This window comes from Fredinandcohnia quinoae (genome assembly GCF_022427965.1).
GTDB classification, from domain to species: domain Bacteria; phylum Bacillota; class Bacilli; order Bacillales; family Bacillaceae_L; genus Ferdinandcohnia; species Ferdinandcohnia quinoae.
The window spans coordinates 1-11,705 of record NZ_JAKTTI010000002.1 but is presented as its reverse complement, the minus strand read 5'-3'; the positions used below and the strand labels follow the sequence as shown (position 1 = coordinate 11,705).

At 36.2% G+C, this 11,705-nt stretch carries 12 protein-coding genes; 6 read left to right on the top strand and 6 right to left on the bottom strand.

Features of this window, described 5'->3' with window-relative positions; genetic code table 11:
- The 4 genes from MJG50_RS01955 to MJG50_RS01940 all read left to right on the top strand — a co-directional run bounded on the left by MJG50_RS01955 (position 1) and on the right by MJG50_RS01940 (position 3,377).
- Positions 1-798: a carbohydrate ABC transporter permease gene (locus tag MJG50_RS01955; RefSeq protein ID WP_240252335.1), complete on the top strand. Its 798-nt coding sequence runs from the start codon at positions 1-3 to the stop codon at positions 796-798.
- A 27-nt stretch (positions 799-825) separates the two neighbouring features.
- Entirely contained in the window at positions 826-1,605 is a 780-nt protein-coding gene (locus tag MJG50_RS01950; RefSeq protein ID WP_240252334.1) for a sugar phosphate isomerase/epimerase family protein, read from the top strand.
- A 221-nt stretch (positions 1,606-1,826) separates the two neighbouring features.
- Positions 1,827-2,606, top strand: coding sequence for an HAD-IIA family hydrolase (locus tag MJG50_RS01945; protein WP_240252333.1), 780 nt, complete (start codon positions 1,827-1,829; stop codon positions 2,604-2,606).
- Between the two features lie 66 nt (positions 2,607-2,672).
- Positions 2,673-3,377, top strand: a complete 705-nt coding sequence (locus tag MJG50_RS01940; RefSeq protein WP_240252332.1) for an MgtC/SapB family protein — start codon at positions 2,673-2,675, stop codon at positions 3,375-3,377.
- 46 nt (positions 3,378-3,423) lie between these two features.
- On the opposite strand, the gene MJG50_RS01935 is transcribed toward MJG50_RS01940, so the two are convergent.
- From MJG50_RS01935 to MJG50_RS01915, 5 genes are all read right to left on the bottom strand, one after another.
- A complete protein-coding gene (locus MJG50_RS01935) occupies positions 3,424-3,990 on the bottom strand; it encodes a glycerol-3-phosphate responsive antiterminator (RefSeq protein WP_240252331.1) in 567 nt (188 codons plus the stop codon).
- Between the two features lie 195 nt (positions 3,991-4,185).
- The gene (locus tag MJG50_RS01930) at positions 4,186-5,553 is read right to left on the bottom strand and encodes an ABC transporter substrate-binding protein (RefSeq protein WP_240252330.1); all 1,368 of its coding nucleotides are present in this window, start codon (positions 5,551-5,553) and stop codon (positions 4,186-4,188) included.
- Positions 5,554-5,570: 17 nt separating this feature from the next.
- Positions 5,571-6,383 (bottom strand): carbohydrate ABC transporter permease, encoded by an 813-nt coding sequence (locus MJG50_RS01925; protein ID WP_240252329.1) that lies wholly within the window; start codon positions 6,381-6,383, stop codon positions 5,571-5,573.
- Positions 6,380-7,306, bottom strand: coding sequence for a carbohydrate ABC transporter permease (locus tag MJG50_RS01920; RefSeq protein WP_240252645.1), 927 nt, complete (start codon positions 7,304-7,306; stop codon positions 6,380-6,382). Before MJG50_RS01920 ends, MJG50_RS01925 begins: the two co-directional genes overlap by 4 nt.
- Before the next feature lie 11 nt (positions 7,307-7,317).
- Positions 7,318-8,451, bottom strand: coding sequence for an ABC transporter ATP-binding protein (locus MJG50_RS01915; RefSeq protein WP_275695460.1), 1,134 nt, complete (start codon positions 8,449-8,451; stop codon positions 7,318-7,320).
- Between the two features lie 332 nt (positions 8,452-8,783).
- Between MJG50_RS01915 and MJG50_RS01910 the strand changes: the two genes are divergently transcribed.
- Together MJG50_RS01910 and MJG50_RS01905 are read left to right on the top strand one after the other, a co-directional pair.
- The gene (locus tag MJG50_RS01910; protein ID WP_240252328.1) at positions 8,784-9,668 is read left to right on the top strand and encodes a glycerophosphodiester phosphodiesterase; all 885 of its coding nucleotides are present in this window, start codon (positions 8,784-8,786) and stop codon (positions 9,666-9,668) included.
- A 19-nt stretch (positions 9,669-9,687) separates the two neighbouring features.
- The gene (locus MJG50_RS01905; RefSeq protein WP_240252327.1) at positions 9,688-10,626 is read left to right on the top strand and encodes an alpha/beta hydrolase; all 939 of its coding nucleotides are present in this window, start codon (positions 9,688-9,690) and stop codon (positions 10,624-10,626) included.
- A gap of 324 nt (positions 10,627-10,950) precedes the next feature.
- Here the strand turns inward: MJG50_RS01905 and MJG50_RS01900 are convergent.
- Positions 10,951-11,705, bottom strand: a 755-nt coding sequence (locus MJG50_RS01900; protein WP_240252326.1) for an IS1182 family transposase, incomplete at its 5' end; no start/stop codon positions are given.

Here is an 11,705-nt window from a genome sequence, read left to right as displayed (position 1 = left end):
ATGCAACGCTTAGTTACGATTTCTACATATTTTCTTGCAATTTTATGGGCGATTCCCCTTTTCTGGTTAGTCCTAACTGCATTTAAACCTGGAACTGAAGCAACGAACTTATTTTCGTTACAGTTTTCCTTAGAAAATTTTAAAAATGCTTGGGAATCAGCCCCATTCGGTCAATATTATTTAAATACAACAATTATCGTTGTTGTTGTTTTAGCTGTACAATTATTTACTGCTACCCTAGCAGCCTATGCATTTGCTAGATTAGAGTTTAGAGGAAAAAATATCGTATTTATTTTAGTCTTAGTTCAAATTATGATTCCTGTAGATGTATTGATTTTCCCAAACTATAGCATTCTTGCTAGTCTAGGTTTCGTGGATACTAAGTTAGGAATTATGCTTCCATATTTTGCTTCTGCGTTTGGTATTTTTCTACTTAGGCAAACATTTAAAGGGATCCCTTATGAATTAGAGGAAGCCTCTCGAATGGATGGTTGTAATCTAGTCCAAATTATCTGGCATGTCTATGTACCACTAGCAAAGCCAACCTTTGTAGCATTTGGTTTAATTTCGGTGAGTCATCAATGGAGTAACTTCCTATGGCCACTTATTGTAACGAACTCAGTAGAAAATCGTCCGTTAACTGTAGGATTATCAATTTTTGCAAAATCATTTGAAACAGGGGCGCAGTGGGGCGTTGTCACAGCAGCAACACTACTTGTAATATTTCCAATGTTATTAGCCTTTTTCATTTTCCAAAGACAATTTATCAGTAGCTTTATGCATTCTGGAATTAAATAAAGGAGAATGATGAAACGAGGGATACGTATGAAAAATGTTATATCTTCTTATACAATGATTCATATGCCGATTGAACAGACCATTCATACACTTTTGAAAAATAACTGGAAAGTCATTGAAATAATGTGTGAAGGTCATGGATATGAAATGCTCTCATGGGATCAAACAAGACGAAATAATCTTCGCTATCTATTAAATGATTGTGGTGCGACCATTAATTTTCACGCACCAATTACTGATTTTAATCCGGCGATCGATGAAATGTCGATTCGAATAAAAACAAATGAGGTTTGGAATAGATGTATGGAGCTGGTGGACTTTTTTGGTAGTGAATATGTTTTATTTCATCCAGGAAGGTCAAGTAACCATGAAAAAGGACTTATGAATATTCAAAACTATTTTCATGGAAAAAGTAGTGAAGTACCAAACGAAACATTGTTGATTTTGGAGAATGTGCCACCGTATGAGAATGAAATCGGTACAAGTGCTTCCGAGTTAATCTCAATAATTGAACTGATAAAGAATCGAAATGTAGGAGTATGCTTTGATTCAGGCCATGCTTTTTTATCTAACAGAGCCTCTTTCGGGCATGAATTAAAGGTGCTTGAGCCATACATTAAGGTGTTCCATCTTAATGACAATCATGGTCTGTCGGATGAACATTTGGCAATCGGGGATGGCGAAATTCCTTTTGAGTTAATCATTCAAGTATTAAAAAAAGCAAGAGAGAATTATTTTGTTAATTTTGAAATGAAAACAGTGGAATTTGCAAATAAGTCTGTAGAGTCTTTACAACGCCAGCTTTAATGGAATAATTCCAAAAACTCATTCATACACATCATTATAAAAACATAATCAGTGCATGGGAAAGAGATGAAGAGAAATCCCAGCTATTTTAAACCTATTAAGGTTTTTTATAGCTGGGTTTTTTTAATTTCTAATTATATAAATATTGGACTAAATGAGTCTTTGTTTACCTGGTTTAAAAATAGAATTGAAATAGATAACGCTTGTTGGAGGATATCAATATGGTAAAAGGCTTTATTTTTGATTTGGATGGTACTGTTTATTTAGATGATCAAGTAATCGAAGGAGCAGTTGAAACAATTATTAGCTTGCGAGAGAGAGGTCATAAGATTGTCTTTTTAACAAATAAATCAATTGCTACACGAATTGATTATGTGAATAAGCTGAATAAGCTTGGAATACCCGTAACTTTAGATGAGGTGATAAATTCAAATTATATTACCATGAAATATTTAAAAGATCATATGAAGGAAGATGATGCTGCTTTAGTTATTGGCGAGGAACCGTTATTCCAAGAACTTCGGGAGGAAAATATTAATCTAACCAATGACCCGCAAAAAGCAACATATGTGGTGCTGGGCTGGGATCGTCAATTTAATTATGAAAAGCTGAATATCGCTTACCAGGCTTGGTTAAATAAAGCTATCATTCTTGCAACAAATCCAGATCGAACATGTCCAGTATATGGTGGGAGTCAGATTCCTGATTGTGGTGCGATTATTGGAGCATTGGAAGGTGCAACAGGGCAGCCGATCGATTCTGTAATTGGAAAGCCATCGCGTCTAACAGCTGAATTTGTTGTAAATGAAATTCTTAATTTAAAGCCAGAACAATGTTATATGGTAGGAGATCGATTAGAAACAGATATACGAATGGGATTTGAGAATGGTCTTAATACAGTTCTAGTGCTTACTGGGGTTTCAACGGCCGAAATGGTTAAGGAAACTCACTATAAACCAACTTATGTATTTAATAGTATCAAGGAAATTGTAAATATATAAGGGCATGCATGGTATCTTAGTTGGCATATCCATAGATGATTGTGGGAAAGAAAAAGGATGATGAAGATGATAGAAACAATGTTAAATTCAATAGATATGGATATATTGATGAAGTTACTTATTTCAGCGGTATTAGGATTAACGATTGGTCTTGAACGTGAATTAAAGAGAAAGCCTTTCGGATTAAAAACTAGTTTAGTAATCTCCATTGTGAGCTGCCTATTAACTATCGTGTCAATTGAATCTGCATATTTATTTCCTGGATCTGAGTTTATTAATATACAAATGGATCCCCTACGTCTAGCAGCCCAAATTGTATCAGGAATTGGTTTTTTAGGCGCCGGTGTAATTTTAAGGAGAGAGGATGATACCATCACTGGATTAACCACTGCAGCGATGGTTTGGGGAGCTGCGGGAATCGGAATTGCAACTGGTGCAGGTTTTTATGTTGCTGCAATTATGGGAGCAGTGCTTATCATTATTAGCGTGGAGTTAATTCCTTTTTTAATCAGTTTATTAGGGTTTTGGAAACTTCGGTCAAAAGAACTAACATTAAGATTAATCTTAAAAAATAGGGAATTCATTGGGGAGGTAATAAATAAGATAGAGGAGGATAATATTAAAATTGAAAATGTGAGAATTAAGGATTTGCGTGATGGATCCTATCTTGTAGATTTAAAGGTAAGAGCAAATTATAAAAAATCTACACCTGATATTTATTATGGGGTATCTAAGATTGACAATATTTATAGTACTGAAATAGATGGATAGATAGACGTTAAAAGAGGTTAACTCACGAAAAGTTAGCCTCTTTTTATTATAAATCAAAATTCCATAAAGCCGGGTTACCGGAGGATATTGCAAGTGCACCAGCCTCTAAACCTTGTAAAATATCTTCCTTTGAACTTATTAAACCACCTGCAATAATTGGTAATTTAACCCGTTTAGTTAATTGGTCAATAATTGTTGGCATAAGCCCTGGTAACACTTCAATTGCATCTGGTTTACATGAAAGGCTCATTTCAATTCCCTTGGAAATTGCAGCGCCATCGATTAGAAAAATTCGTTGAATGGCCATTAGTTTTTCTTCTTTTGCATATTTAATTAATGAGCTTTTCGTTGTTATGATTCCTGTCGGTTTCCATGTATGGGCGATGTATTTTATCGCACTTTTTGAATTTGATAAACCGTCAATAAAATCAATATGAATAAATACCTGTTTATTAGCGCTTTGTAAACGTGTTACAAAGTTCTGCATATTAATTAAATTCCCTGTTAAGAGGAAGACGATGTTTGCTTTACCTTTTATTGCTTTCTCGATATCCACTTCTTCTTTAACAGAGGCAATAACCTGAGACTGAACAAGATCTACGATTTTACTCAAATTTTAGTCTCCTTCCATAGACACTTATTGAATAGCAAATTCAATAATAAAAAATGAAATTTTTTAAAATGAGTCATAGTAAACTAATTCTATTTCATAGGTTAAAACTCCTTTTTACAATTTTAAATATACGATATCTAGAAAAAATATCGTCCCTAATAAGTAGGGACGATATAACTAGAGTAGAGTTAATCATTATTTCTTCGTCTTATTCGCAATTTCAATGGCTCGATTTGTTTCTTCAACAGCTTTATCTAGAACTTCCTGTGGATCCTGTCCTTGATAGAGATTCTCCAATGCAGTCACGACTTGCTGTCTTGATTCAGGGAATACTGAAATCAGAGCTCCTTGTGTTGCGAAAGATGGTTTCGTATCTTGAAGCTGATCAACTGTCACTTTTAATTGCGGTATCTCTGCCCACTGGTCTTTTACAATTTGCTCATCATACGCAGCAGGATTGATTGCAAAATAACCAGTTTTTACATGCCATTTTGCTTGGCTTGCAGGAGTTTGCAAGAACTTCATAAATTCCCAAGCCGCATCTTGCTTGGCTTCATCAATGCCCTTTGACATCCAAAGTGATGCTCCACCGATAATTACACCTTGTCTTTTAACTTCATCTGCATATGGAATGTATGCAGTACCGACTTCGAATGGAGCTGTTTGAACAGTATTTGTTGTTCCAGCGGAGGAATCCATATACATCGCAACTTTTCCAGTTTGGAAAGCAGCACGAATATCATCCCAGTTTGTACCGAAGTTTCCGAAAGATCCTGCCTTGTTCATTTCATCTAAAAATTTGAATACTCGTAGTCCTTCTTCACCGTTAAATACTGCCTTTGTGGCATCATCTGAACGACCATTGTCATTATCGACATAAAGACCGCCTTGTGTAGCCACTAATTCCTCGAAGAACCATCCATATGTTAACATAGAAAACCCATATTGCTCTGTGTTATCACCATTTTTCTTTGTTAGCTTTTCAGCGGCAGCGATAATTTCACTGAACGTTTGTGGTGGATTTTCTGGGTCAAGACCAGCCTCTTTAAATGCATCTTTATTGTACAACAATACAGGAGTAGAAGAGTTAAAAGGCATTGAATATAACTGCCCATCCACTGTATAGTAATTTAATATATTTTTCTCTAATTGAGAGATGTCATAATTGTCCTTATCAATAAATGATTGCATCGGTTCAATATAGCCACTGTCAATCATAAACTTTGTTCCAACTTCAAATGTTTGAATAATGGCTGGCGCATCATTTGTTCCACCCACACTACGGTACTTTGTCAAAGATTCCTCGTAAGTACCTTGGAACTCTGCATTGACTGTGATTTTGTCTTGAGAAGTATTGAAATCATTGACAATCTCATCCAATGCTTCCTGACCAGCACCTGACATCGCATGCCAGAAAACAATTTCAGTTTTACCAGTGGAATCTGAATCCTTACCATCATCGCCCTTGTTATCGTCTTTATTGGCACTATTTGTACAAGCTGTCATTGCTAATAAACCAGCAATGATTAAAAGTATGGAGAAATATTTAGCGATTTTTTTCAATTTTTCAACACTCCTTCTTATTTTAATGCCCCTTGTGATAATCCTTTTTGCAATTGCTTTTGTCCTAGGAATAACAGTATTAAAGTCGGGATAATTACAACCATGACTCCTGCCATTACCACCCCCCAATCTGTTGCCATTTCTTGAGTTTGCAGCTGCTTTAATCCAATTTGCACGGTTCGAACAGAATCATTATTTGTAACTAAAAGTGGCCATAAATACATATTCCACGTTGTAAGAAACCCGTAAGCTCCTAAAGTAACCATACTTGTTCTTGAAACAGGTATAATCACTCGTATGAAAAATTGAAATTTGCTTAACCCTGCTATTTCGGAAGCTTCGTGCAGTTCTTTTGGAATCGTCTTGAAATGCTGACGAAGTAAAAATGTTCCGAAAGCAAGTGCGAAAAATGGTACGGTCAACCCTTGATACGTATTGATCCAATCTAATTTTTGAATGGTGATGAAGTTTGGAATCATTGTCGCTTCCCATGGAATCATCATCGTTGAAATAAATAAAAAGAATATGAAGTTTCTGCCCTTAAACTCTATAAAAACAAATGCATATGCAGCCATACTACAGACGACTAATTGTCCTATCATCACTGATGCCGAAACGACAAAGCTATTTAATAAATATTTCATTAACGGCAAACGTTCAAACGCCTTGACATAATTATCAAAATGGATCGCTTCTGGGAAGAAATTTCCTTGTAAAATTTCTTTGCTTCCCATAAAACTAATCATAAGTGCATATAAAATCGGGAAAAACACTAGAAATGCGCCTAACACTAATAGAATATAAAATAGTATTTTCGTAGGGATACTCATTGATAGTGCACCTTCTTTTCACCAAACTTAAATTGTAAAATTGTTACGATTAAAATCGTAATAAATAAAAACACGGCTTGTGCACTAGCTGTTCCAAATTGGTAATTAATAAATGCCTCTTTGTAAATTGAATAAACAATCAGATTCGTAGATTCAGAAGGTCCACCTTTTGTTAAAATATCAATCTGTCCAAATGTTTGGAATGCGTTAATCATTGAAATTGTAATAATAAAAAACAGAGTGGGTGACAGCATTGGAATGGTAATCCTTCTTAATCTGTAAAAATACCCGGCCCCATCTATTTTTGAGCTTTCATACAAGTGTTCATCAATATTTTGTAAGCCACCTAAAATAATTAAAAAGGAGAATCCGAGATTTAGCCAAATCGTTGAAATTGATACAGAGATAAGAGCCCACTCAGGGTCTAGCAACCATTGAATATCTTTTAAGCCAAATATTCCTAGGAATCGATTGAACATCCCGATACTTGGGTGAAAGAGAAACAACCATACAACGGAAGATGCTGCTACTGAAATCCCCATTGTAGAAGAATATACTGTTCTAAAAAAACCAATCCCTTTTAGCTTTTCATTTGCCAATAAAGCAAGAAATAAAGCAATTATAATTCCAGCCGGAACGGTAAATAGGACAAACAACAGGGTTGCCTTCGTGCTTTGTCGAAAACTCTCAGATTCAAATAAATATTTATAGTTATCTAGACCAACAAATAATGCAGGATCACCATGTTGATTCGTAAGGAAAAAACTTAAGTAAATCGTACGAAACATTGGATAGAATACAAAAACACTAAATAAAATGATAGAAGGCAATAAGTATAAAAAGGCTGTTCGTGCATTCAGTGAACGACGCCAAAAACCAATCTTTGGAGCTGTATGAATATGTATACCTCGTTTGTTCCTCATTGCAGGCTTCATTATAGAATCACCTCTTGATTGATTACATGATTCTCAATATTTGAAGGTGCCTTCAGCAATACCTCTGTTTCCAAATCGTATAGACAAATAGAGTCATAATCGATTGAAATAGGGATGACTTGGCCAACTTGGATCATCCATTGCCCACTCCATTTTGCTAACCATTCTCTATCCCCAACACGGAAAGCGAGAATTGTTTCATTTCCTAAAATCTCTACATTTTTCACATCTGCTGTAAAATGGTGTGCACTTGTATCTCCCTTAGCCACAGGTTTTAAATGTTCTGGACGGATCCCTACGAGAATTTTTTCTGTGGTTAATAAATGGGCATCTTTTTCAGGAACTTTAATGGAGACTGTTTCTCCTATTGAAATTTCTCGTCTTTCTCGATGTATATTCCCACTGACCAGATTCATTGGAGGAGATCCGATAAATGTTGCAACAAATGGATTTGCAGGTTGGTTATAGATTTCAATAGGTTCGCCAATTTGCTGGATTTTTCCATCGTGTAAAATCATGATTCGATCACCCATTGTCATCGCCTCAACTTGATCATGGGTTACATAGATCATTGTAATTCCAAGCTTACGCTGAATTTGTCTAATTTCTGATCGCATATGGGCACGGAGCTTTGCATCCAAATTAGAAAGAGGTTCATCCATTAGACAAATAGGTGCTTGATTCACAATTGCCCTTGCCAGTGCAACCCGTTGTCTTTGCCCGCCCGAGAGTTCCCTTGGTTTTCGTTTTAACAATTCTGATAGACCAAGCATTTCAGCTACTTCAGTACAACGTTTTTTACGTTCAATCTTCGATACTTTTTTAACATGTAGGCCAAAGACGATGTTTTCCTCGACAGATAAATGAGGGTATAGTGCATAGTTTTGAAAAACCATTGAAATATCTCTCTTACTTGGTGGTAATAGATTTGCCTCTTTCTCGCCAATTTTTAATACACCACTCGTAATTTCCTCCAAGCCAGCAATCATTCGGAGCATTGTGCTTTTGCCACATCCAGAGGGACCTACTAAGACAAAAAATTCACCAGGTTTAATCGTTACATTTATATTTGAGATAACGTCCTTCGTTTTGTCATATGATTTTGAGATGTTCACCAATTCGACCTTTTTCAATTCCGTCAACCCCTCTTCATTTCTCTAAAATGACTTTTTTCTACACATAACAATTTCATTTTAGGAATCTATTATTAATTGGAAATAAATATATTGTAAAAATTATGTGAAGAAATAGTTTAGTATTGTAGACAAGATCTTACATATACTTTCTAAAGCATGTTAATTATGTGATTTGTATTAATCCTATGTTTGGCGAATGTGAAATAGAAATGAAATGTAAGTGCTTTCGTATTTTTTTGAAATAAATAGTTGGCAAATCTATGTCACTTATAAAATAATTATTTAAAAGATAATGTGTAGAAATACAAATGATAGTAGGTGGAAGATTGTTGAAAAGAATATGGGTAATGCTCCTGATCATTATTCTTTTTGTAGTTGTGAATTTTTCAAGCAGTGGTCACCGTAATGAGGGGTATAAAAACCCAAATCAAAAGGATTTTATCGTGATTGGACATCGTGGTGCGTCGGGTTATTCACCTGAACATACAATTAAATCTTATGAACTGGTAAATGAGCAAGGTGCCGATTATATTGAAATTGATCTTCAAATGACGAAAGATCGCGTTCTTGTTGCGATGCACGATCGGAATGTAGATCGAACAACAAATGGTAGTGGTCCTGTAAGGTCATATTCTCTTAATCAATTAAAGGATTTGGATGCAGGGTCATGGTTTAATATTTATTCTCCTCTTTATGCGGACAGATCCTTTAATGGACTGGAGGTGCCGACTTTAGAAGAAATTTTGGCTTACTTCGGAACAAATGTTAATTATTATATCGAAATAAAAAATCCAGATATAAATCCTGGAATGGCGTCGATGTTATTACAATTATTGGAGGAGCATGGACTCTTACAGTCAGATAATCAAAAAAGTGGGAAAGTAATTATTCAATCATTTAGTGAAAAGGCATTAAGACAGGTGCATGAACTGAATAAGGAAATTCCATTAATTCAGCTTATTCAATATGAGAAAGCTTCAGAAATTACTAGCTTAAGATTAAGAGGGTGGAGAGATTATGCGATTGGGGTTGGCGTTAATTACAAAATCGTAAATGAAAAAGTAGTAAAGAAAACCCATAATGCTAACTTGCTCGTTCATGTGTATACCGTTAATGATATAGTACATATGAAGGGGCTAGTAGATCTGGGGGTTGATGGGGCTTTTACGAATTTTTCAGATTTACTAAAAGATGTTGTTGAAAATGAAAATTAAGTTAGTAGGAGTGATCACATTGGATACTCAGGAAAGTTTTACCTATCAAACAGATGACGACATTGAAATTTATGTAAGAAAGTGGATTGCGGAGGAAAAACCACGTGCGATTGTGCAAATTGCGCACGGAATGGCCGAGCATATTGAAAGATACGATGAGTTTGCAAAGGTGTTAGTATCTAAAGGGATATATGTGTTTGGTAATGATCATCGGGGCCATGGCAAGACAGCTGAGCTTAATAAAGTGTCGGGGTATTTTAGTGATGAACAAGGCTTTGAAAAGGTAGCAAATGATATGTACACTCTTACTTCAATGATCGAAAAGGAATATCCGGATGTACCAATCTTTTTATTCGGTCATAGTATGGGCTCTTTTTTAACAAGAAGGTATATTCAATTACATGGGTCTAGGCTGACTGGAGCCATTATATGCGGTACTGGTGGTGATCCAGGATTTATCGGGAAAATCGGTAGACTCATAGCACGTCGTGAGGCGAAGAAACATGGTCGTATAACACCGAGTCCAAAGCTTAACAATCTAGTCTTTGGAAATTATAATAAGGTTTTTCGCCCGAACCGTACGGAATTTGATTGGCTCAGTCGCGACAAACACGAAGTGGATAAATATGTTGAAGATCCTTCATGTGGAGGAATATTCACAACTGGCTTTTTCAATGATTTACTAGAAGGACTTGCGGTGATCAATGACCCGAAAAATCTCCAGCTTACACCGACTGATTTGCCGCTGTTCTTCATTTCTGGAAGTACAGACCCTGTCGGAAATCATACAAAAGGTGTTTTACAGGCTTATCAAGCCTATAAGCGAGTTGGAATGAAGGATATTTCATATAAATTTTATGAAGGCGCTAGACACGAACTACTAAATGAAACGAATAAAGAGGAAGTTTATGTTGATGTTATCAAGTGGATTCAGTCTCATTTAGAAGGGGCATTTTAATAAAAAGACTCACTGCTTAAAATAAAAGTGAGGGTAGGAAAGTGTAATATTACAATGACATATTATAAAAAGCTACCCATTTAATTAAAGTGGGTAGCTTCAGATTGTCGACAAAAGGCACCGAGAGGAATCCCTCTCGGTGCCTTTTGTCATTTTTGGAATGGGATTGTAATAAAAATACGTTGATTTCCGCTCTAGGCACTTGCTTTCCGGGGGGCGGGCGGTGAGCCTCCTCATCGCTAGCGCTCTTGCGGGGTCTCACCTGTCCCGCTATTCCCCCAGGAGTCAAGCGCCCTCCGCTCCAATCAACTAGTTTGGCCCCACTTATGCAGGTTGCCAAGTCCAAGTAGCCATTTTCTTTAGATTCATGGCGGCAAACGTAAGCATCGCCTGCATAGACAATTTTTTTAGACCTCGTAAGGTTGTCCAACGCATACCATGCTTCTCCTTCGCATCAGCAAAGACACGTTCAATCGTCTCCTTGCGTCTTGCATATATCTGTTTGATTTCATCATTGTGACGGAGATGTTCTGCCTCTTCTAAATAGGCCTCCCAAATATGCCGTTGTATAAGCTTTTGGTGGTTTTTACTTTCGGTACATTTCGATAGAAACGGACATTCTGCACAAATCGCTGAATTTGATTTATATTGCCGGTATCCTTCTTTTGTTGTTGTCTTGTATTTTAAGACCTGCCCTTGCGGACAGAGATAACAATCATAATACTCATCATAAACATAATCATTCTTTCGGAAGAAACCATCTTTCGTTTTTGGACGAGTGTAAGGAAGGACAGGTAATATTTGATTCTCTAATAGAAAGTTCGTGATTGCAGGTGTTTTATAGGCTGCATCAGCAGCGACTGCAAGTGGCTTCTTTACCTTTTCGATAACCCTCTCAACAAGGGGCTGTAACATATGACTATCATGTACATTTCCTGGAGTCACTAGCGTGCCTAATACAAATCCTTTTTCATCTGTGGTTGTATGAAACGAATACGCAAACTGTTTGGTTCGTTCATCTTTTACATAATAGCCACTTTCAGGGTCTGTCGTACTTTCCTTAATTTCTTTCCATTCTT